The 22,124-nt window shown below is 62.1% G+C and carries 19 protein-coding genes, 1 other RNA gene and 2 pseudogenes; 6 read left to right on the plus strand and 16 right to left on the minus strand.

The features are described 5' to 3' along the window. The first annotated feature begins 3 nt into the window (after positions 1–3). Positions 4–912 (plus strand): LysR substrate-binding domain-containing protein, encoded by a 909-nt coding sequence (locus E5E97_RS16960; protein WP_101614901.1) that lies wholly within the window; start codon positions 4–6, stop codon positions 910–912. A 115-nt stretch (positions 913–1,027) separates the two neighbouring features. On the opposite strand, the gene E5E97_RS16965 is transcribed toward E5E97_RS16960, so the two are convergent. The 3 genes from E5E97_RS16965 to E5E97_RS16975 form a co-directional block, all read right to left on the minus strand. Further along, positions 1,028–2,017, minus strand: coding sequence for a Gfo/Idh/MocA family protein (locus E5E97_RS16965; RefSeq protein ID WP_118881150.1), 990 nt, complete (start codon positions 2,015–2,017; stop codon positions 1,028–1,030). 32 nt (positions 2,018–2,049) lie between these two features. Continuing rightward, a complete protein-coding gene (gene nfo, locus E5E97_RS16970) occupies positions 2,050–2,895 on the minus strand; it encodes a deoxyribonuclease IV (RefSeq protein ID WP_118881149.1) in 846 nt (281 codons plus the stop codon). Positions 2,896–3,059: 164 nt separating this feature from the next. After that, positions 3,060–4,013, minus strand: a complete 954-nt coding sequence (locus E5E97_RS16975) for a LysR family transcriptional regulator (RefSeq protein ID WP_118881148.1) — start codon at positions 4,011–4,013, stop codon at positions 3,060–3,062. 126 nt (positions 4,014–4,139) lie between these two features. Between E5E97_RS16975 and E5E97_RS16980 the strand changes: the two are divergent. Next, positions 4,140–4,894, plus strand: a pseudogene (locus E5E97_RS16980) (SDR family NAD(P)-dependent oxidoreductase). A gap of 45 nt (positions 4,895–4,939) precedes the next feature. On the opposite strand, the gene E5E97_RS16985 reads toward E5E97_RS16980, so the two are convergent. Continuing rightward, positions 4,940–6,229, minus strand: coding sequence for an HD-GYP domain-containing protein (locus tag E5E97_RS16985; RefSeq protein ID WP_162901923.1), 1,290 nt, complete (start codon positions 6,227–6,229; stop codon positions 4,940–4,942). Between the two features lie 302 nt (positions 6,230–6,531). Here E5E97_RS16985 and E5E97_RS16990 point away from each other — a divergent pair, with 302 nt between their 5' ends. Then, positions 6,532–7,017 carry a molybdopterin-dependent oxidoreductase gene (locus tag E5E97_RS16990; protein WP_118881145.1) on the plus strand — a complete coding sequence of 162 codons (486 nt, stop codon included), beginning with the start codon at positions 6,532–6,534 and terminating at the stop codon, positions 7,015–7,017. Next, positions 7,017–8,942, plus strand: coding sequence for a bifunctional diguanylate cyclase/phosphodiesterase (locus E5E97_RS16995; RefSeq protein ID WP_171280613.1), 1,926 nt, complete (start codon positions 7,017–7,019; stop codon positions 8,940–8,942). The genes E5E97_RS16990 and E5E97_RS16995 overlap by 1 nt, the downstream gene beginning before the upstream one ends. Before the next feature lie 107 nt (positions 8,943–9,049). Here the strand turns inward: E5E97_RS16995 and E5E97_RS17000 are convergent, their stop codons facing one another. Next, the gene (locus tag E5E97_RS17000) at positions 9,050–10,483 is read right to left on the minus strand and encodes a glycoside hydrolase family 1 protein (protein ID WP_118881144.1); all 1,434 of its coding nucleotides are present in this window, start codon (positions 10,481–10,483) and stop codon (positions 9,050–9,052) included. Positions 10,484–10,640: 157 nt separating this feature from the next. On the opposite strand from E5E97_RS17000, the gene E5E97_RS17005 reads away from it, so the two are divergent. Further along, positions 10,641–11,516 (plus strand): LysR family transcriptional regulator, encoded by an 876-nt coding sequence (locus E5E97_RS17005; protein WP_118881143.1) that lies wholly within the window; start codon positions 10,641–10,643, stop codon positions 11,514–11,516. 4 nt (positions 11,517–11,520) lie between these two features. Here the strand turns inward: E5E97_RS17005 and E5E97_RS17010 are convergent, their stop codons facing one another. Continuing rightward, positions 11,521–11,925, minus strand: a complete 405-nt coding sequence (locus E5E97_RS17010; RefSeq protein WP_301270957.1) for an EAL domain-containing protein — start codon at positions 11,923–11,925, stop codon at positions 11,521–11,523. Between the two features lie 86 nt (positions 11,926–12,011). Between E5E97_RS17010 and E5E97_RS17015 the strand changes: the two genes are divergently transcribed. Beyond that, positions 12,012–13,099, plus strand: a protein-coding gene (locus E5E97_RS17015) for an IS3-like element ISKpn10 family transposase (protein ID WP_099368947.1) whose coding sequence is annotated in 2 segments (ribosomal slippage) — positions 12,012–12,264 and positions 12,264–13,099 — 1,089 coding nt in all. Because the reading frame shifts where the segments join, the coding sequence is not laid out codon by codon here. On the opposite strand, the gene E5E97_RS17020 is transcribed toward E5E97_RS17015, so the two are convergent. The 10 genes and pseudogenes from E5E97_RS17020 to E5E97_RS17065 form a co-directional block, all read right to left on the minus strand. Further along, positions 13,063–13,365 carry a hypothetical protein gene (locus E5E97_RS17020; RefSeq protein WP_171280615.1) on the minus strand — a complete coding sequence of 101 codons (303 nt, stop codon included), beginning with the start codon at positions 13,363–13,365 and terminating at the stop codon, positions 13,063–13,065. The two genes, E5E97_RS17015 and E5E97_RS17020, sit on opposite strands and share 37 nt — an antisense overlap. Then, entirely contained in the window at positions 13,358–14,005 is a 648-nt protein-coding gene (locus tag E5E97_RS17025; protein ID WP_064336210.1) for a TnsA endonuclease N-terminal domain-containing protein, read from the minus strand. The genes E5E97_RS17020 and E5E97_RS17025 overlap by 8 nt, the downstream gene beginning before the upstream one ends. A gap of 135 nt (positions 14,006–14,140) precedes the next feature. Then, an RNA gene (ffs, locus tag E5E97_RS17030) (signal recognition particle sRNA small type) lies at positions 14,141–14,237 on the minus strand. A 102-nt stretch (positions 14,238–14,339) separates the two neighbouring features. Then, positions 14,340–15,128: a sulfite exporter TauE/SafE family protein gene (locus E5E97_RS17035; RefSeq protein WP_011705953.1), complete on the minus strand. Its 789-nt coding sequence runs from the start codon at positions 15,126–15,128 to the stop codon at positions 14,340–14,342. Between the two features lie 90 nt (positions 15,129–15,218). Then, complete coding sequence (gene arcD / locus E5E97_RS17040) at positions 15,219–16,655, minus strand: arginine-ornithine antiporter (RefSeq protein ID WP_118881140.1); 1,437 nt, start codon at positions 16,653–16,655, stop codon at positions 15,219–15,221. A gap of 389 nt (positions 16,656–17,044) precedes the next feature. Further along, positions 17,045–17,806 (minus strand): SDR family oxidoreductase, encoded by a 762-nt coding sequence (locus E5E97_RS17045; protein WP_102988657.1) that lies wholly within the window; start codon positions 17,804–17,806, stop codon positions 17,045–17,047. A gap of 71 nt (positions 17,807–17,877) precedes the next feature. Further along, positions 17,878–18,798 carry a 3-hydroxyisobutyrate dehydrogenase gene (mmsB, locus tag E5E97_RS17050; RefSeq protein WP_118881139.1) on the minus strand — a complete coding sequence of 307 codons (921 nt, stop codon included), beginning with the start codon at positions 18,796–18,798 and terminating at the stop codon, positions 17,878–17,880. A 27-nt stretch (positions 18,799–18,825) separates the two neighbouring features. Further along, positions 18,826–19,929, minus strand: a complete 1,104-nt coding sequence (locus tag E5E97_RS17055) for an enoyl-CoA hydratase/isomerase family protein (RefSeq protein WP_171280616.1) — start codon at positions 19,927–19,929, stop codon at positions 18,826–18,828. 59 nt (positions 19,930–19,988) lie between these two features. Next, a pseudogene (locus E5E97_RS17060) lies at positions 19,989–20,800 on the minus strand (enoyl-CoA hydratase). A 141-nt stretch (positions 20,801–20,941) separates the two neighbouring features. Beyond that, positions 20,942–22,099: an acyl-CoA dehydrogenase family protein gene (locus tag E5E97_RS17065; protein ID WP_162901918.1), complete on the minus strand. Its 1,158-nt coding sequence runs from the start codon at positions 22,097–22,099 to the stop codon at positions 20,942–20,944. Positions 22,100–22,124 lie beyond the last annotated feature (25 nt).

The raw sequence follows: 22,124 nt of genomic DNA on the forward strand, positions 1-22,124 counted from the left end.
AACATGAAGCTGACCCTGCAACAACTCAAGGTCTTTGCCACAATCGCCCGTTACGGCAATCTGGGGCTGGCCGCCAATGAACTGTGCCTGAGCAAGGGCGCAGTCTCCCAGTCGTTGCAGGAGCTGGAGCGCCAGCTCGCCACTCCGCTGTTCGATCGCATTCACCCCAGATTGCAGCTCAACAACGAGGGACGCCTGCTGCAACCGGCGGCCGAGGAGCTGCTGACCCGGATGCAGGACATCGAAACCCTGTTCAGCCCGGATGCCGAACCGAGCGGCCAGCTGCGTCTGGGCGCCAGCCAGACCATCGGCAACTACCTGCTGCCGGCCCTGCTCGCCACCAGCAAGCAGGAGCTGGGGCAGCCGCCCCGCGTCACCATCACCAATACCCACCAGCTCTGCCACCTGCTGGCCAACTTCGAGCTGGATCTGGCGCTGATCGAGGGGGAGAACCACCACCCGGATCTGGTCAGCGAACCCTGGCTCCACGACGAGATGCTGATCGTGGCCCAGCCCGCTCACCCCCTCGCCGGCCGCAGCCGTCTCTCCCTCGCCCAACTGAGCGATGAGACCTGGGTGCTGCGCGAGCCCCAGTCCGGCAGCCGCGAGCAGTTCGAGCAGCAGATCCAGCCCGAACTGCCGCGCTGGCAGGCGGGGCTCGAGCTCAACACCCTGGAGGCGGTGATGCTGGCGGTCGAGAAGGGGCTCGGCATCTCCTTCATCTCCCACCTGGCGGTGTCGGATCGGTTGCAGGCCGGCCGCCTGGTGGCCCTGCCCCTGACCCGTCGCTTCCCCCGTCAGCTCTCCCTCATCTGGCACCGGCAGAAGTATCACTCCGCCACCCTGCGCCGCTTTCTGCAATTTTGCCGCGCCCAGGAGGATGTGCTCTCCAGCGAGGCCAGCAGCACCTGAGCCAATGGGATGATCGGGCAGCATATTGCCCGGCATTGCCCTTGCCGCCGAGGTATCGGCAGCGATAGAAGAGGGAGAGCCCAGGCTCTCCCTCTTTGTCATTCAGCCTTGTGACTCAGCGTTTCGCGGGCTGCAATCCCCGCTCGACCCAGCCCAGTACTTGTCTGCTCAGCGCCTGCGGCACCCAGGGCGAGTCGCTCAATCCTTGTCTGACGCAGGCGGCAAAGTGATCCGCCTCGTGCTGCATGCCGCCGCCCCCGACCGGCTGCGCGATGTCGTCGGGCCAGGCCGGTAGAGGGTCACCACCACGCCAGACGATCTGCTGGGGATTCCACCACTTGCCCACCAGCTCCAGCGCCCAGCCGGGCCCGGACAGCCAGGCCGACTTGTCGAGATCCGCGACGATGGAGGCGGCAAGTTCGGCCTTGAGCGGGCCGGCAAAATCAAAGCGGGCGGCTTCGTCCACCTCGCCCTCCTGGCGAGACAGCGTGACCTCGGGCTCACCCGCCGCCAGCCCGAGCTGGTGACAGAGGGCCGCATAGAGCCAGAGCGGATAGACCCCCACATCCCAGGCGGCGCCGCCAGCCAGCGCCGGGTCGAACAGCTTGCCGTCCCGCGTCTGCACCGAGCCAAAGGCGGCCCGCAGCCTGTCGGGGGCCGGCAGGGCGGCAAGCCGTCCCAGCAGTTCGCGCATGGCGGGGAAGCACATCACCTTCATCGCCTCCATCAGCAGCAGGCCCCGCTCGGCGGCGAGCCGCACCAGCCGATCCCAGTCCGCCACCCGGGTCACCGCCGGTTTTTCCACCAGCACGTGCTTGCCCGCCAGCAGCATGAGTTCGATCAGGGCGGCGTGCTCCGGGTGGATCACCGCCACATAGACCGCCTCCACCTGGGGGCTGGCCGCCAGCGCCTGATAGCTGCCATGGACGTGGGGCAGCCCCTGCTCGTCGGCAAAGGCCTGCGCCCGTGCTTGATCACGGGCGGCGATCGCCACCACCCGGCTGCCACTGGCGTGCCCATTCACATCCTGACAAAAACGGCGGGCAATGGCCCCCGCCCCGGCAATCCCCCAGCGCAGCGGCTGGTCGCTTGATCTCTGTTGCATCCCTGTTTCCTTATGCTGTCTCCGATCGGTCATCATGCCTTCGCCAGGCTGCGCAACCAGCGGATCTCGTCGCCCCAGATGGACTCGTCGATGGTCTCCAAGATCAGCGGAATGCCGTCGAAGCGATGGTCATTCATGATGTGATGGAACACCGCCTCCCCCAGGTTCCCCTCGCGCAGACTGTGGTGGCGATCGACCCGGCTGCCGAAGGTGCACTTGGCACCGTTGATATGCATCCCCTTTAAATACTGGAAGCCCACCGTCTGCTCGAACTCGGCAAAGACGGCGGCGCAAGCGTCTGCGGTGCGCAGATCGTAACCGGCGGCAAAGGCGTGACAGGTGTCAAAGCAGATGCCGACCCGGCTCTTGTCTTCCACCCCGTCGATAATGGTGGCCAGATGCTCGAACGACCAGCCGAGGTTGGTGCCCTGGCCGGCGGTATTTTCGATCACCGCCGTCACCCCCTGGCTGCGCTCCAGCGCCCAGTTGATGGATTCGCTCACCAGCTTGAGGCTGGCCGCCTCCGGGATCTGCTTCAGGTGGCTGCCCGGATGAAAATTGAGATAGCAAAGCCCCAGCTGTTCGCAGCGCTTCATTTCGTCCAGAAAGGCGTCGCGGGACTTGGCGAGGCCATCGGGGTCGGGATGACCCAGATTGATGAGGTAGCTGTCGTGGGGCAGGATCTGCTCGGGGCGAAAGCCCCCCTTCTCGCAGGCCAGCTTGAAGGCGCGGATGCTGGCCTCGGAGAGCGGCGCCGCCTGCCACTGGCGCTGATTCTTGGTAAACAGGGCGAAGGCGTTGGCGCCGATGGCCTGGGCACGGGCGATGGTATTTTCCACACCGCCGGCCGCACTGACGTGGGCTCCGATAAATTTCATCTCATCTCCTCTGCACTGTTGCTGGGTCTGGCCGCGCAGCAAAGAGGCGGCCAACGTGGGGCGACATTATGCCAAGCTGCCCGGCCGGCGCCAAACCGGGATTGTCGATGGCAACCATAGAGAGGCCCGCAGCAGCGGCCGCCGGTGAGAGTAACGTCAACGAGTCAATCGGCCACGTCGTTCCCGATGCTTTGCTGCCCGCCATCGCGCAGTCCGTCAGACTCCAGGGCTGATACCAGAATGCCGCTCAGCCAATGGATGAACGCCTGCACCCGGGGGGCCAGCTGACGGCGATGGGCATAGAGGGCGTGAATGGGCAGCGGCGGCGCCTGCCACTTTGGCAGGATGACCACCAGCTCGCCGCTGGCCAGCAATGGCTCCACCCCGACTCGCGGCAGCTGAATGATGCCAAGCCCGGCCAGCGCCGCCGCCAGATAGGATTCGCTGTCGTTCACCGTGAGCGCCCCGCTCATCGCCAGCACGGCGCGCGAGCCATCCCCCTGCATATACTCGAAACCGCTCTCCCTGGGTCCGCTGCCGCCACCGTAGTGCACCAGCCGATGGTTGCTCAGCTCGCTCAGGCTGTGCGGTGTTCCATGGCGGGCCAGGTAGCCAACGCTGGCACAGTTGATCTGGCGGTAGTGGCCGAGGGGGCGCGCCACCAGGCTGGAGGACTCGAGAGCCCCGACCCGGATCACGCAGTCAAAGCCCTCCCGCACCAGATCGACCCGCCGGTCCGTGCTGCTCAGCAGCAGTTGCAGGTCGGGGTGGGCCGCAAGCCAGGCGGGCAGCGCCGGGATTACCAGATGACGGGCCATCCGGCTCGGCATGTCCACCCGCAGCTGGCCGCTCAGCTGCCCCTGCTGGCGAAACAGCGCGTTGAACTCCTCCATGTCCGCCAGCAGATCCTGGCAGCGGGCGTAACAGAGCTTGCCATCCGGGGTCAGCTGCACCCGCCGGGTGGTGCGTTGCAGCAAGCGGGTGCCCATCTGCTCCTCCAGCCGCCGAATGGCCGCCGAGAGCGTCGCCTTGGGAACACTCAACTGTTCGGCACTGCGGGTAAAGCTCTCCAGCTCAGCCACCCGCACAAACATCCTCATCGCATCCAGTTGATCCATGCCGCCATTGTCTCGCCAATTGGAACAGTGCATTCATTATCACCTTATTTATCCAATCAACAACGGACAATAGAGTGATCACACCGGCTCATCCCGAGCGCATTACCCACAGACAGGAGTCCCCTCATGGCCCACCCCATCGCACTCATCACCGGCGCCAGCCGCGGCCTTGGCAAACAGGCGGCGCTGACCCTCGCCGCGCGCGGCATCGATCTCATCATCACCTATCGCAGTCAGGCCGATGAAGCGGCGGCCGTGGTGGCCGAAGCGACCGCACTCGGCGTCCAGGCCCACGCCTTGCCCCTCGATGTGGCCGACAGCAGCAGCTTTGCCGCCTTCGCCCGCCAGGTACAGGAGCAGCTGGGTACATGGCAGCGCCAGCAGATCGACTTTCTGGTCAACAACGCCGGCATCGGCATTCACGCCACCATAGAGCAGACCACCGAACAGCAGTTCGATACCCTGTTCAACATTCACCTGAAGGGGGTCTTCTTTCTGACTCAACAGCTGTTGCCGCTGATCCGCGATGGCGGGCGCATCCTCAACCTGTCGAGCGGACTCACCCGCTTTGCGCTGCCCGGTTATGCCGCCTATGCGGCCATGAAGGGGGGTGTCGAAGTGCTGACCCGCTATCTGGCCAAGGAGCTGGGGCCGCGCGGCATCGCCGTCAACGTGGTGGCACCGGGGGCCATCGAGACCGACTTTGGCGGGGGGTGGTGCGGGACAATCAGGCCGTCAACGACTTCATCGCCAGTCAGACCGCCTTGGGACGGGTGGGCCAGCCGGAAGACATCGGCGGCGTGATTGCCGCCCTGCTCTCCCCTGACAGCCGCTGGATCAATGCCCAGCGCATCGAAGCCTCGGGCGGCATGTTCCTCTAGACCAGTCCCCGTAGAGGATGCGGCGCTGCCAGCAGGGGCAGCCCGTCAGTGACTTGAGCTGACGTCAGGCGCCTGCCCGCAGGCAGCACACAACGCCTGCGGCAGATGGGCGGCCAGGGTCGCAACCACTTCCACATCGACCCGGCGCTGGCTGGCCAGTTGCTGCAAAAAGCCGAGCGCCTGCCCGGCGCTCAACCCCTCCCGGTAGGGTCGGTTCTGCACCATGGCCTGGAAGATGTCGGCCACCCGCAGGATCCTCGCCTCCAGCGGCATCGCTTCGGCGGTCAGGTGGAAGGGGTAACCGCAGCCATTGGGCTCTTCATGGTGATAGGAGGCCCACAGGGCGATGGCCTCGAAGCCGTCGATATGGCGCAGGATCTGGTAGGTCTCGAAACTGTGGGTATTGATGATGGCCCGCTCCCGCTCATCGAGTGACCCCGCCTTGTCGAGGATTTCGTCAGGCACCCGCAGCTTGCCGAGATCGTGCAGCAACCCGGCAATCTCCAGCTGCTCGCAGTGCCCCTCTTCAATGCCCATCAGCTCGGCCAGCAGCCGGGCCAGTCTGGCCACGCCAAGGGAGTGGGCCACGGTGAAGGGACTCTTGGCATCGACGATGGCCGAGAAGATCCGCGCCAGCTGCTTGAGCTCGCCGTTGCTGGTGAGACAGGGTTCCCGCTCGCTCAGCATGTCGTGCATGTAGTCGCTGATGGCACGCCCCTCCAGTTGCAGCCAGAACGCCTCCGAGCGGGATGCCAAGAGGAAGGCCGTCACCAGCTCGGGATCGAAAAACTCGCCGGCGCACGCCTCGATCCGTTGCCGGATCTCGTGGGTGTACATCAACAGGGAGCCGTCGCCGTAATGAGGTGCCGCCAGGGCATCCACCCGGTCCACCAGAAAAATGAGATTGGCCTGGCGCATCACGCCCGCCGCCAGTCCAGGGGTTTGTACCAACCGGTGCCAGTGGGTGTGGTGATAACGGATGGGCTCCGCCAGGGGCGCCAGCGGCGGAAAGTCCTTGAGCAGGTCATGACCGACCTCGCAGTGGAACTGGGAGGACTCCCAGTCAAACTCGCTGACCAGATGACAATGAATGAAGGTGGAGGAGACGCCGATGTCGTGCAGCACCCCCAGTTCGAACAGACAGGCTCGCTCGCTGGCATTTGCTCCCAGCGCCTTGCCGCACTCGGCGGCCATGATGCCGACCCGCTTGCCGTGCGCCACATCACCGATGCCGACCAGATCCAGCGACGCCGACAAGGCATATACCACCTGGCGCAAATCAACCTGCTGGGAAACGTGCTCACCGCTGCGGGTGTATGGGGAGTTGCTGTTCATGATGCGTGTCCACATCTGCCAACGTGAAACATCCCGTGTCTGGGGCCGGGTAAACACATTGAATTTAAATCAGAATATGAACTCTGGTGGTAGCCTCACCCAGATACCCCTCATCTAATTGATAAAAAAATGAGTTGGATCAATTTGGCAAGGCACGTGCCGGTTGTGTAATAGATGTGAATAAAATGAGGCTTTGTGGTTACCTAAAACCATCATCAATAGTCATTCGGAAATGGTCTATGGTTAGAGCGAAACGGCCTCAACAGGCTGGATATCAATAAGTTGCCTATAAGGAACCAACCATGAAAGCGCTAACCTTACCCCTGTTTTACCTCTTGTCTTTACTCTTCTGCGGTCAGGCCTACAGTGCCGATGAGGTGATCCTCAGCGTTGCCGCCAAGGGTTGCTGCAACAACGCCGGCAAGATGGAGTACAGCCGCGCCCAGCTGCAGGCGCTGCCGCAAGCCAGCGTCACCACTACCACTCCCTGGACCAAGGGCTCCCATGTCTATCGCGGCGTCTTGCTCAAGACGGTGCTCGATACCCTCGGCGTCACTGCCGACAAGATAAAAGTGATGGCCCAGAACGACTACTTTGCGGTGATCCCGCGGGAAGATGTCGAGAAATACCCCGTGCTGCTGGCCATCGAGGAAGATGGCAAGGCACTGACCCTGCGCAACAAGGGCCCAGTCTGGGTCATCTACCCCCTGTCGGACCACCCCGAGCTCAATATCGAGCAATATCACAGCCTGATGGTGTGGCAAGTGCTCAAGCTTGAAGGGATGTAATGATGATCAAGGGCAAGTTCCTCTCCCTTGCCTTTATCATGGTCTCCTTTCTGGGGGTGACCATCTGGTCACTCTTCAATTACGATCGCACCTTCAATGACATGGTCAAATACAACCAGCTCTCCGCCTGGTCTCTGGCCCAGCTGGAGCTGGAGCTGCACGGTTTTGACGAGCAGCTGTCGCTGTATCGCAGCGGTCAGACCGATGCCGGGCAGTTGAACAAAGCTTATGACATCGCCTGGAACCGGCTGGACATCTTCCTGACCGGACAGGAGACCGCCCTTATTCGTTCCCGCTACCAGGCCAGCGAGAGAGTCGGCGCCTTCTTTGAGGTGCTCAAGGAGTATGAGCAGGACGTGGTCAACCCCACCCCCGATTCAGCCCGGCTGGCCGAGATGGAAACTAGGCTAAGCAAGCTGTTGCTTTCCATCCGGGATCTGATGGTGATGAACTTCACCGGCCCCTCCGCCATCAAGCAGCGTCAGGAGCTGCAGCAGTCCAAGGAAGGGCACGTACTGGTACTGGTCGCCCTGCTGGCCATCGGCCTGCTCATCCTGTTCGTGGTCTCCCGCGAGATGAAGCTGCAATACTTCCTGGCCTGGAATGACCCACTGACCCTGCTGCCCAACCGGGCTGCCTTCATGACCCGGCTGGAGCGGCTGGCCAAGGGCAAGCAGCCCGCCGATTGTACCCTGACCATCTGTCTGGTCGAGTTGAACAACTTCAAGGAGGTCAACGACAGCCTGGGGTATGCCGCCGGGGATGAGCTGCTCACCATGGTGGCCAACCAGATCAGAGAGTATGCCCATGACCAGGCCTTCATCGCCCGCATGGGCGGCGATGAATTTGCCCTCTTCATCTATGGCGCCATGCCCATCGAGCACCGTGTTCCCTACCTTGTCCGGCTGCTGGATGAATTGAGGCCCACCGTCTTTCAGGCCGATCCGGCGCACCGGGTGCGCGTCAGCATGGGAATAAGCCAGCACCCCATCACGGCCCACAAGATCGAGGAGCTGATCCTGTTCGCCGACATTGCCCTCGCCAATGCCAAAAAGCTCAAGGAGAACCACCTGCAGGTATTCAACCACCGGATGTTCGAGCACTACAGCCGCAACCGGAAACTGGCCGCCGAGCTGCGTGAACATTTGAATATCATCTCCAACAGCACCCTCTATCTGCACTATCAGCCGGTGATAAAACCGGGCAATGCCTACAACATGGGGGCCGAGGTGCTGATCCGCTGGCATCACCCCGAATACGGCTTCATCAACCCGCTGGACATCATCGCCATGGCGGAGGAGAACGGCCTCGGCGAGCTGCTCGGCAAATGGATCTTCAGCCGGGTCAACCACGACATGTCACAGCTGCCGGCCAGCTTCGTGGACAAGCTGGAGCTGGCCATCAACCTCTCCAACTCCATGTTCACCCCGGCCCTGTTCCACCAGGTCAACGAGATGCTGCAACAGAGCCCGCTGCGCGCCGAACAGCTCATTCTGGAGCTGACCGAAACCATCGCACTCGACGATCTGCCGCTCAGCCAGCGCATCTTCAAGGAGCTCAAACACATCCACGTGCGCATCGCACTGGATGATTTCGGCACCGGCTGGTCCTCCTTCTCCTATCTGATGTCCCTGAGCTTTGACAAGCTCAAGATTGACAAGTCCTTCGTCAGCAACATCGAGACCGACCCGCGGCAATTCATGTTCGTCGAGTCCATCACCAAGCTATCCCATCAGCTGGGGCTGGTAGTGGTGGCCGAGGGGGTGGAGAGCCTGCATGAACTGCAGCAGCTGGCCCATATCGGGGTGGACGAGATCCAGGGCTACTACTACTCCAAACCGCTCTCCCCAGCCGAATTTTTCATCTATGCCATGACCCATCTTGCCCACAACACGGAAGAGAGCGTGGACGCCAGCTATCACTGACCCCACATCCCATTGCGGCCCCCCCTCTTTCGTCTCACCGTCTCGTTCCCACCAAAAACAACAGGCCCCGCCGGTGGGCGGAGCCTGTCAAAGTACTGCTGATTTGCTTAGAGCGTTTTGCCGCCCGAGCTTATTACCGTCTGGTACCAGTAGAAGCTGTCCTTCTTGAGCCGGCGCAAGGACCCCCCCTGCTCGTCACGCTCCACATAGACGAAGCCGTAACGCTTCTGGTAGCCGTTGAGCCAGCTCAGAATGTCGGTGAACGACCAGGCACAATAGCCCAGCAGTTCCACCCCGTCCTGCAGCGCCTCCTGGCACGCCTTGACGTGGCTGCGCAGATAGTCGATGCGGTAGTCGTCGTGTACCCGATCTCCCGCTGCCAGCTTGTCGAACTCGCCGAGGCCGTTCTCGGTGATCATCAGCGGCAGACCGTAGCGGGAGGAGAGCCGGCGCAGGGCGATGCGCATCCCGGTCGGGTCGATGGCCCAGTCCCAGTTGCTGGTCTCAAGGTGCGGGTTGGGGGCCGTCTTGTAGAGGCCGGGAATGCCGCTCGAGGGAGTGGTACCCTTCTGCCCCGTGGTGTTGATGCGCTGCAGGGTCTGGCCGCCGAGCGGATTGTCGGTGAAGGTCAGGGTGTAGTAGTAGTTGACACCGATGTAGTCGGGTATCCCTTCCCGCAGCAGCTCGAGATCGCCGGGCAGGATATCCGGCGCCTCGCCGGTCTCCCGCAGGTAGGCAAGCGCCGCCTGCGGATAGCGGCCAAAGCAGTAGGCATCCAGCCACCAGAGGTTGGTGAACTCCTCGGCGTTTTCAAACGCCAGCATGTCTTTGGGATCGCACGACGCCGGATAGGCGGGCGAGTAGGCAAAGCTTGGGCCGATCAGCCCCCCCGGCACATGCTGGCGGAACGCCTTGATGACCCGGGCGTTGGCCAGAAACGCGATGTGGTTGGCGGCAAAGAAGCGCTTGCGATCCTGCACTGCGGGCGGGTGAGTGCCGAGCTGATAGGCGTTGGTCAGGTTGTAGTTCTGCTCGTTGAGCGACACCCAGTACTTCACCTTGCCGGCAAAACGCTGATACAGGGTCACGCAGTAGCGCTCGAAATCCTCGATGATGCGTCGGTCTTCCCAGCCGCCGTATTCATCCTGCAGCGCCTGGGGCAAGTCCCAGTGATAAAGGGTGAGCACCGGCTCTATCTGATGCGCCAGCAGGGTATCGATGAGTTTCTCGTAAAAGGCCAGCCCCGCCTCGTTTACCTCGCCGCGGCCGGTCGGGTAGATGCGCGGCCAGCTCACCGAGAAGCGGTAGGCCTTGAGCCCCATTTCCGCCATCAGCGCCACGTCCTCCTCCATGCGGTGATAGTGATCCACCGCCACGTCGCCGTTGCTGCCCTCAAAGGTCTTGCCCGGCAACTTGGTGAACAGATCCCACACCGAGGGGCCCTTGCCATCGGCGTTCCAGGCCCCTTCCACCTGGTAGGCGGCGGAGGCGGCGCCCCACAGAAAATCGGCGGGGAAGTCGTTGAACTTGTGGTGATGCATCTGGGGTTGCTCCTTCTGCGGCGGTGGCACCGGCCACCTCTATCGCGCCGACTGGCGGCGCCCAATGGAATTGGCATAAGCATCGAACAGTTATAAAATTCCGTCCAATGACAAATTAAACCATTCAACATTCCAAACAGGAATCATGGGAGCCGGGATGGAGTTACGAGATCTGAAAGCCTTCGTTACCCTGGGAGAAGTGCTGCACTTCGGTCAGGCAGCGGTGCGCCAGCACGTCACCCAGTCGGCCCTGAGCAAGCAAATACGGCGGCTGGAAGAGGAGCTGGGCGGCGAGCTGTTCGAGCGCAATGCCAGCAGTACCCGCCTCACCGTACTGGGGCGGGCCCTTTACCAGGATGCCAGCGCGTTGGTGGCGGCCAGCGAGCAACTCGGTCGCACCGCCCGTGACGTGCTGGCGGGCAACAGCGGCGCCCTGCGCATCGGCTTTGGGGTTGCCACCAAGATCCTGGTGCCCGCCGCCATCGCCCGTTTTCGCACCGAACGCCCACAGGTCACCATAGAGCTCAACGATCTCTCTACTCACCACCAGTTGCTGGCCTTGAGCGAGGGCAAGCTGGACTTCGGTTTTTGCCGCCTGCCCGCCCCCAAGGGGTGGCACTGTCTGCCGGTGGTGCGGGCACACTTTGTCGCCGTGCTGCCGGCCAGCTACGCCGGCGTGCGCGAACTGGCGGATCTGGTGGACAAGCCGCTGGCTATCTTGCGCCGGGACAAGGCCCCCTCGTTTTATGATCACCTGATGAACTATCTGGCCCAGAGCGGGCTGCGCTTTCGCGATATCCAGTACGTCAACGACTTCGCCGCCGGCGTCGCCACCGCCGCCGCCGACATCGCCTGGACCCTGGTGCCCTCCTCCACCACCATAGAACACCCGGATGTACTGACCCTGCCGCTGCGTGATGCCGAGGCGAGCTGGATCATCGGCCTCATCCGCCCGCCCCACAGCAAGGGCCCGCTCATCGACGCCTTCTGGCAAATTGTCGCCGATCTGAGTGAACCGGGCCCTGCGTCATAGCAGGCTAACCCCGGCTACCGCCCGATAGACGCATGTCGTGCTGCGCAGGCAGACAGTGAGCGATGAAGGTATCTAGCGGCATCGGCTTGCCGTAGAGATACCCCTGAAAGCGATCGACCCCTGCCTTTCTTAACAGTGCCACCTGCGCCGGCGTCTCAATGCCTTCGGCAATGACGCTGGCACCAATACGATCTGCCAGGTCCATGATATTCATCACGATCTGATAGGCCATCGTGCTCCGTTCAATATCCTGCACGAACAATCTGTCTATCTTGATGGCACCGATAAAAGACGAATGGATGTGCTTTAGGGACGAGTAGCCGGTGCCGTAATCGTCCACGGCAAAACAGACACCGGAAGCTTGCAGAGATCTGAATGCCCCCATCAGTACCGGCTCCGAGTGATGCAATTGTGATTCTCGCTCGGTAATCCCCCCGAAAAACCAGGGTGCTCATAAGTAGAATTTTCCCGTACCTTGAACGCAGGAGGTTCTACATGAAAACATCACGCTTTAGCGATACCCAGATCATCGCCATCCTCAAACAAGCTGAGGCTGGAGCTCCCGTCCCGGAGCTCTGCCGCGAGCATGGCATCAGCACGACCACCTTCTACAAGTGGCGTTCCAAATTCGGGGGGATGGATGCCTCCCTCATGGCTCGACTCAAGGAGCTGGAGGACGAAAACCGCCGCCTCAAGAAGATGTACGCCGAGGAGCGCCTCAAGGCAGAGATCATCACCGAGGCCATGGCAAAAAAGTGGTAACGCCATCTGCCCGCCGGGAGATGGCGACCAAAGCCGTGACTCACTACGCCATATCCATCCGTCTGGCTTGCCGGATCTTCAAGGTCAGTGAAAGCTGCTATCGCTATCAGCCCGTGCTGGTCGATGAAAACCAGGAAATTGCCGATTGGCTGCTACGTATCACGGCCAGCCAGCGCAACTGGGGCTTCGGGTTATGCTTTTTGTACCTGCGCAACGTCCAAGGCTTTGGCTGGAATCACAAACGGGTATACCGGATCTATCGGGCGCTGGAGCTCAATCTGCGGATAAAACCCAGGAAACGGTTGGTTCGGGCTAAGCCAGAGCCGTTGGCGGTTCCCGACCAGCCTAATCAGTGCTGGTCGATGGACTTTATGCATGACCAGCTCAGCGATGGCCGCTCGGTGCGGCTGTTTAATGTGATCGATGACTTCAATCGTGAAGCGCTGTGCATCGAGGTGGATTTCTCCTTACCCGCCTCACGAGTCAAACGGGCGCTGGAGCAGGTGATCACGTGGCGAGGTAAGCCCGCCATTATCCGATGTGACAATGGCCCGGAATACATCAGCGAAGAGCTCAAGCGATGGGCGAAACAGGAGGGGATAACCCTGGGCTATATCCAGCCAGGAAATCCGCAGCAGAATGCCTACATCGAACGGTTTAACCGCACGGTGCGCTACGACTGGCTGGGCCATTACCTGTTTGAGTCACTGAATGAACTACAGGAGTTTGCCACGAACTGGCTGTGGGTTTATAACCATGAGCGGCCCAATATGGCGCTGGGTGGCTACACGCCGAAACAGCGTCTGGCACAGGCCGCATGACCTCTACTTTTGAATGCCCCTAAAAATGGGGGGATTACCGCGTCAGCAAGCAATGGCGCCAGGTTTTTCTCTGTCCAGCCTCCTGCCAAATTTTTTTCAACCCAAAGAATATAATCGCGTCGATGCAGTGCTTCTACCTTGAGAGCATCAGGAAAACTATCCACTGTAGCAGGTACAACAGCTTGAATGGCGTCAATGGGGGCAGTGGAGGCAGATGGTTGAGGAATGACGAACTCGTCCTCAAACAATCCATTATGCTCATCCATGGTCAATTCCTGAATGACCGCTAGCCCACACTAAAGTGGAAATACCAATTTCCTGTACCGTCAGATCACTCTGCATGATTCCTCTGGCAATCAATGACAAGGCTGATGCCAGGACTTCTTCTGGTGGCGCATCTATCGAATCAGATAACCGTAGCAATGATACGCGGCCAAGCTTCTGTACTAGCCCAAGAAGCTGCATGTGCAAGGGTGTAAAACTCTGAAAACCGGAGTATCGATGCAACAATTTCAAATTTCCCAAAATAGGGTCAATTCTGATCTGCTTTTCTGTAACGAGCTTTAACGGGGAGGAAAGCTCGATGGCTCTCTGCTGCTTAAGCGGAAATCGATGGAGAAAATCAGGCTCAGCGACTTTATTTGAAGGTTTTATTTCAAGAAAACTGACACTGTCATTCTGGTCAACTAAACGAAAGTCTGGAGTATAGGGGCATTGCCTTCCAGCGAATTCATAATAGAAGCCTTCTGGCTGGGCCTCATAAAATTTGACAGAAGGAGAGTACTCAAGATGAAAGCAAGTATCGAACTCCAAAGCTGATTCCACTGTAAATACAGTGTTCATTTTAGCGCTGACGAACTTGAAGAGGTTTTTGACGCGGGAGTGCTTGAGATGCCGACGGTACATAACACACCACCAACCTGTTGTTACTTTACTACAGGTTTAGGCTATGTCAGCTTATGATGCAAGATCATGTCAGCTTATGCTTTGGATATGTCAACTTATGATTTAGACGACATGAATTGCAGAAACAAGTGGTGGCCCTACCAGCCACATCCCGGCACTCGAGTCCCCCGCCTTGGCTGCTACCTTCCGGTCCTGACCAGGTCGACGGGTTATCAATGCGAGAGGACCAATAGGACCACCGGCGAGGAGAATAGGCAAACTGGCCTCTCAATGCAACGGCTTTCTGCCCTCGCTCATGCTGTTCGCCTTATTTTTCAACAATCTGGCCAAGGGTTTAGCTAAACAGCATGAATTTGGCGCCCACCAGCAGCATCAGCAGGGCGAACGCCTGCTTGAGCCGCTGGGGAGAGAGCCGGTGCGCCAGCTTGGCCCCGACCCGGGCAAATTGGGTACTGGTGAGCACGATGCCGAGCAGCGCCGGCAAGTAGATGAACCCCAGGCTCCACTCTGGCAGGTCTGGATTGTTCCAGCCAGCGTAGAGGTAACTGAGGCTGCCCGCCAGGGCGATGGGCATGCTGCAGGCGGCGGAGGCCGCCACGGCGTTGCGCATCGGCACGCTGTTCCAGCTCAGATAAGGCACGGTCAGCGAGCCGCCACCGATGCCGAACAGGGCCGACATCCAGCCGATCACGGTGCCGGCGATGCCGGTGCCGAGCGCCCCCGGCAGATGACGCTCCGCCTTGGGCTTGAGGTTGAGCCCCATCTGCAGCGCCATGGTCCAGGCGAAGCAGCCGATGATGATGTTGAGGGTGCTGGCGCTGAGCAGGTTGGCGGTCATGCCGCCGAGCCAGGCCCCGACCAGCATGCCGGCGCCGAGCCGGCGGATCATCACCCAGTCGACCGCACCGGCCTCCTGGTGGGCACGCAGTGAGCTGAAGCCGGTGAAGATCATGGTGGGCAGCGAGGTGCCGAGTGCCAGATGGGTAATGATGTCGGGCGCAACGCCCTGGGCGTGAAAGCTCAGCACCAGCACGGGCACTATGATGAGACCGCCGCCGATGCCGAACAATCCCGCCAGCATACCGGCGAACGCCCCCAGCAGCAGATAACCCATAAACAGCATAAAAATTCCTTCCGAGGCGGTGCAGCGAACAAATGGAGCGCTGCACATAAAAAAAGAGATGGCCCTTGGGCCATCTCTTTATTGTGCCGGTTAACTCAAGGGAATGGTACCGTCCATCACCTTGTAGAAGGCCAGCACCGCGCAACCGAGCAGGGCCGCAGTCATCCCCTGCTCCAGCCGGTTGAGGCCGCGCAGCCCGTGGTACTGGCGCGCCTTCCAGTAGATGAAGATGCCGGGGCTGTAGAGCAGCGCCACCAGCAGCAGGTACTCGACCCCGGCGGCATAGACCAGCCAGCAGCCGTAGCCGGTGGCCACCAGCGCCAGGAACAGGTCGCGCTTGCGCTGATGGGGCTGGCCTGCGTAGGTCTCCCCTTTCAGCGCCAGCTTCAGCCCGTAGGCACCGGAGAAGACGTAGGGCACCAGCGCCGCCGAGGTGGCGATGTTGACCAGCGCCAGATAGGTGCTGCTCTGGAAGTAGATGATGATGAGGAAGGTCTGCACCAGGCAGGTGGAGCACCAGAGCGACACCTGCGGCGAGCCATTCTTGTTCTCCTTGGCAAACCAGCCGGGGAAGACGCCGGTCTTGCCCGCGATGTAGGGCACTTCCGCCGCCAGCACGGTCCAGCTCAGCAGGGCCCCCATCACCGAGATCACCAGGCCGATGTTGATGAGCCAGGCGCCCCAGGGGCCGACCACGGCTTCCAGGATCATGGCGGTGGAGGGGTTCTTGAGGGCCGCCAGTTGCGGCTGGTTCATGACCCCCAGCGAGAACAGGGTCACCATCACGTAGAGCGCCAGGGCACCCAGCAGCGCCAGCACGGTGGCACGGCCCACGTCCTTGCGGTGGCGGGCACGGGCGGAGACCACCACGGCCCCCTCGATGCCGATGAAGACCCAGAGCGTCACCTTCATGGTGGACTTGACCTGATCCATCACCGAGCCCAGCTCAGGCGTGCCCTGACCCCAGATATCCAGGGTGAAGGTATCCATGTTGAAGGCGAGCAGGATGGCCACGCAGAACACGATGAGCGGCACCATCTTGGCGATGGTGGTGACGATGTTCACCAGCGCCGCCACCTGAATGCCGCGCAGCACCAGGGCGTGTACCGACCAGATCAGGATTGACGCCAAGGTGATGGCCACCGGCGTGTTGCCGTCACCGAAGATGACCTTATCCGGCGTGTCGAAGAAGTAGCTCAGCGCACTGAACACCACGATGGCGTAGGAGACGTTGGCCAACAGCTGACAGAGCCAGTAGCCCCAGGCGGCGTTGAAGCCGATGAAATCGCCGAAACCGGCCTTGGCATAGCTGAAGATGCCGCCATCGAGGTCCGGGCGACGCATGGAGAGGTTCTGATACACCAGCGCGAGGCAGATCATGCCGATACCGGTGATGGCCCATCCCAGCGCGACGGCCCCGGCACTGGCATGAGCGGCAATGTTTTGCGGCAGACTGAAGACTCCGGCACCGACCATGGAGCCGATCACCAGCGAGATGAGGGCACCAAGCCCCAGTTTCTTGTCCATCTCAATCCTGTTTAATTAGGCGGCGGCAGAGCGTCCGTATTCATACTGCGCGCAATATGGGAGGGGCTAGAAATCCGTACCCCGTGAAAAAGGCGGCAACTATATTGCATGACTATTCCGACCGCAATCCCTCGTACCGTCAATCATGCACCGTCTTGACCGCGCGCAATTTTACAGCACTGACCCCGGGGGCCTGTGAGCTGGTTCAAATTAAGAAAGACCCGTTGATATTTCACATTTTTCCATGACCTGAGCCCCGTTTTTACGGATCAGACCTGCATGAGAATGCAGCTTGCAGCCGAGGTCGGTAAACCCGGCTGCTGACAAACGTTTCAATAAAAATGCCCCTGCGCCGAGGGCCAGGGGCATCTGCAAAAGAGCGCCGATATTCAGAGGCGCAAACCGCCGTCCAGCTCGATCATCCGCCCAGACAGATAGTCATTGGCGAGAATAAAATGCACCGTCTGGGCCAGCTGCCCCGCCTGCCCGAGGGTGCCCACCGGGATGGCCTGCTGCATGCGGGCCATCGCCTCCGGCTTCATCGCCGCCGTCATGTCGGTGGCAAACACCCCGGGAGCGATACCCATCACCCGAATGCCGTGGCGGGCCAGCTCCTTCCCCCAGGTGACCACCAGCGAGGCCACCCCCGCCTTGCTGGCGGCATAGTTGCTCTGGCCGATGTTGCCGGCGCGAGCGATGGAGGAGATGTTGATGATGACGCCCCCTTCCCCGCCGGTGGCCATCAGCGCCGCCCCTTCGCGCCCACACAGGAAGGTGCCGGTGAGGTTGACGTCGATGACGCTCTGCCACTGGGCAAGGCTCATCTTCTCCGTCAGCGCCCCCTCCTTCACCTTGATCAGCATGCCGTCGCGCAGAATGCCGGCACAGTTGATGAGGCCGTGCAGGGCACCGAACTGCCCCTGGATGGCGGCAAAGGTCGCCTCGACCTCCGGCTCGCTCGCCACGTTGCAGACGAACAGGGCGCACTGGCCATCACGGCTGCGCACTTCCGCCTCGGTCACCTCCAGATCGGTGCGGTTGACGTCGATGAGCGCAAGTTGCGCCCCCTGCTCCGCCAGACTCAGGGCGATGGCGCGGCCCAGCCCCCTGCCCGCCCCCGTGATGGCGATGACTTTCTGTGTGATATCCATAAATGCTCCTGGTGAGATGGCCGGTGACTGTCGAGTCAAAGAATATCGGGTAAAAAGGTGGATAGCGGCCCTTAACCCGGCTCTGTCTTGTCCAGATAAAGTTCGACGATGCTGGAAAAATCCCGAGCCCCCTGCCCCTTGCTGGCGTGCAGGTTGAAGAGGTTGCGGGCCAGTGCCCCCATCGGCACGGCGCTGTGGGCATGCTCGGCCAGGGCCATGGCGAGCCCTAGGTCTTTGACCATCAACCGGGTCATGAAGCCCCCCTGATAGTTGCGCGACGCCGGTACGTTTTCCATCACCCCGGGCCAGGGGTTGTAGCGCTCGAGACTCCAGTTGTTGCCCGAGCTCTTGCCCATGATGGTGGAGAGCACACCCGGATCCAGCCCCTCCTTGACCCCGAGCGCCAGCGCCTCGGCGGTGCCCGCCATGTGGATGGCGAGCAGCATGTTGTTGCACATCTTGGCGATCTGGCCGGCGCCGAGCGCACCGGCGTGAAACAGGTTCTGCCCCATGCAGGCGAGCACGGGTTTGGCCGCCTCAAAATCCGCTTGCTCGCCACCCACGATGAAGGTGAGCGTGCCCGCCGCCGCGCCGGCCACGCCCCCCGAAACGGGGGCATCGAGAAAACGGATGCCGCGCGCCTGCGCCGCCGCCCCCACCTGGCGGGCCGAAGCCACGTCGATGGTGGAGCAGTCGATGACCAGGGCGCCGAGCGGCAAGGCTGCCAGCAGATCCTGCCCGCCCCGCTCACCGGCGCTCTCGCCCAGCCAGAGGCTGCGCACATGCTCGCCCGCCGGCAGCATGCTGATCACCAGCTCGCAACCGCTCACCGCCTCGCGGGCATCGCCGGCGGCGATGCAGCCAGCCTCGATGGCGCGGGTCAGGCTCTCGGCCACCAGATCAAACACCTGCACCGTGTGCCCCGCCCTGGCCAAGTTGGCGGCCATGGGGCCCCCCATGTTGCCAAGCCCGATAAATCCAATCCTTGTCATGGTCTGTTCCTTGTGTGTGATCCCGTGTCAACGGGGGTGCAAGGGGTTGTCCCCCTCGGGCCAGCGATAGAAGGCATCCAGCCAGGCCTCACCCGTCTGCGGGGCCTGCCAGCGGGGGGATTTGTCCTTGTCGATGAGCAGGGCCCGCACCCCTTCCACGAAATCCCCTTTGAGCACACAGTTGACCGAGAGGGCCAGTTCGTCGGCAAACACCTCGGCCAGCGACTGGCGCCGTGCCTGCCAGAACTGGCGCCAGAGGATGGCGCGGCTGATGGGGCTGCCGCTCTGGCAGGTATCCCGCGCCTGGGCCAGCGCCGGTTCAGCCAGCTCGGCCCCCTCAAGGTGTGCCAACACCCCTTGCAGGGAGCGGCCGGCCAACAGCGCATCGATGCAAGCCTGGTGGGGCAAGAGCACAGGAGCCGGCAGCGTCTGGCCAAGGGATCGCTGCAACCCGGCCAGCAGCCCCTCGATCTGCTCGCCAGTATCGGCAGAGTCAGACCAGTCGAGGGCGGCGAGGCGCGCCGGCAACTCCGCCCGCTCACGGCTCGCCATGGCGTGATCCGCCAGACCCAGGCCGATGGCGTCCGCCCCGTTGAAGCGGGCTCCGGTGAGGCCGAGCCAGAGCCCGAGCCGCCCCGGTATCCGGCTCAAAAACCAGCTGGCCCCCACATCCGGATAGAGACCTATGGTCACCTCCGGCATGGCGAACAGGGTTTTTTCTGTCACCACTCTAAAACCAGCCCCGGCAAAGAGGCCGATGCCGCCGCCCATGCAGATGCCGTCCGCCACGCAGATGAGGGGCTTGCTGTAGCAGTGGATGTGATAATCGAGCCGGTACTCCTGCTCGAAGAAGTCGCGGGCATAGCCAAACAATGCCGACTCGCTCGCCTCCTGTTTGCGGTAGTAGAAGGAGCGGATGTCGCCACCGGCGCAAAACGCCTTCTCGCCGGCCCCCTGCAGCAGCACGCAGACGATGGCCGGATCCTGCTCCCAGCGGGTCAGCGCCGCCTGCAACAACTGGATCATCTCAAGGCTCAGGGCGTTGAGGGAGGCGGGGCAGTCCAGGGTCAACATGCCGATGTGGCGGCCATCCGCCGTGGGGTGGGTCTCGATGCGCACAGGCTCACTCATGGCGAGCCCCCGCAGACCGGGTATCAGCCCCTGCGACATGGCGGGCCGCCATCATTACCTCATTCATCCTTCACTCCCTCACTCTTCACCGACTTGGATTGGGCGTAGTGCCAGCGCGGGGCTCGCTTCTCGAGGAAGGCGGCCACCCCTTCGCGCTGGTTGGCATCGTCAAACAGGGTGAGGAACAGGCTGCGCTCGAGCGGCAGTGCCGCGTCCCGATGGCTGCTGCGCCCCTGGTTGATGAGCTGCTTGCAGGCGCGCAGGGCGCTCGGGCTCTGGCGCTCCACCAGCTGGGCCATCTGGTGCGCCGCCTCCCAGGCGTGGCCTTCCTTCACCACCTCCTCCACCAGCCCCATCTCGTAGGCCAGGGTGGCGCTCACCTTCTCGCCGCAGAGGATCATCCGCTTGGCCCAGCCCGGCCCCACCAGTTCGGTCAGGCGCTGGGTGCCGCCGGCGCAGGGCAAGAGCCCCACCGAGGCCTCCGGCAGGCCCAGCTTGGCCTGTTGCTCGGCGATGCGGATGTCACAGGCCAGCGCTACCTCGAGGCCCCCCCCATGGCGTAGCCATTGATGGCGGCGATGCTCACCCCGTGAAAGCGGGCCAGCGCCTCGAAGGCGCGGCCAAAGGCCTCGGCCACTTCGCGGGCGCGCTCCAGGTTGCCATCGGCAAACATGTTGAGATCGGCGCCGGCACAGAAGAACTTGTCCCCGGCACCTCGGATCACCAGCGCCACCACGTCGGGGCGGCTGTCGAGCTCCACCATCATCTGCAAGAAGGCCTGCAGGCTGGCGAGGGTCCAGGTGTTGGCGGGAGGATGGTCGAGGGTGATGTAGGCCACGTGACCGTGATATTCGAGCCTGATCCTTGTCATTGCGTTGTCCTTGTCAAAAAACCTGCCCCATGATGACAGGGTTGAAATGGAGCCGACCTGCGGCTGGCTCACAAAGCCTGACGACGCGTCACGCCAGCCCCGTCGTCAGGGCGGGCTGCCGGGCACGGCGGCTCCACCTCGCTACTCCAGCGCCAGCCCGGGCTCGGCCAGCAGACGGCGGGCGATGATGAGCCGCATCACTTCATTCGTCCCTTCCAGAATGCGGTGGACCCGGGTATCGCGCAGGTAGCGCTCGAGCGGGTACTCGCGGATATAACCATAGCCGCCAAAGAGTTGCAGGGCGTCGTCGCAGACGCGGTGACCCACGTCGGTGGCAAAACGCTTGGCCATGGCGCACCAGGCGCTCTTGTCCGGCGCTCCGGCATCGAGCCAGGCGGCCGCCTGACGCACCAGCAACCGGGCAGCGGCCAGTTCGGTGGCCATGTCGGCCAGGCGAAACTGCACGCTCTGGAATTCGCTGATCGGGTGGCCAAATTGCTGGCGCTGCTGCACATGGGCCAGGGCATCGTCGAGGGCCTGCTGAGCTGTGCCGACCGAACAGGTGGCGATGTTGATGCGCCCGCCATCGAGCGCCTGCATGGCGAACTTGAACCCTTCCCCCTCCTGCCCCAGCCGGTAACTGGCGGGAATGCGCACGGCGCTGAAGTTCACCTCCCGGGTCGGCTGGCTGTTCCAGCCCATCTTCTCTTCCGCCTTGCCGTAACTCACGCCGGGCGTCTGCGCCGGTACCATGAAGGCGGAGATCCCCTTCGCCCCCTCACCACCGGTGCGGGCCATCACCACCAGCACGTCGGTACTGCCGGCGCCCGAGATGAACACCTTGCTGCCATCGAGAAGGTAATCCTCGCCATCGCGCACCGCGCGGGTCTTGAGGGCCGCAGCATCGGATCCGGCGCCCGGCTCGGTGAGGCAGTAGGAGCCCAGCAGCTCGCCGCTGGCGAGCCTTGGTACCCACTCCTCGGCCACCTCGGCAGGCAACCAGCTGCCCAGCATCCAGCTCACCATGTTGTGGATGGTCAGATAAGCCGTGGTGGAGGTGCAGCCCATGGCGAGGCGCTCGAAGATGAGGCTGGCATCGAGCCTCGGCAGGCCGAGGCCGCCGTACTGCTCCGGCGTGTAGAGGCCACAAAAGCCAAGCGCCGCCGCCTGCTTGATGGTAGGTATGGGAAATTCATGCTCCTTGTCCCAGCGCGCGGCGTGGGGCTTGAGCGCCTCCTCGGCAAAAGCGCTGGCGGCCTCCACATAGGCCTGCTGATCCGGGGTCAACGTAAAATCCATCTTGTTCGCTTCCTTGTACTTGTTC

It is taken from the genome of Aeromonas sp. 2692-1 (genome assembly GCF_013085505.1).
Lineage (GTDB): Bacteria > Pseudomonadota > Gammaproteobacteria > Enterobacterales > Aeromonadaceae > Aeromonas > Aeromonas hydrophila.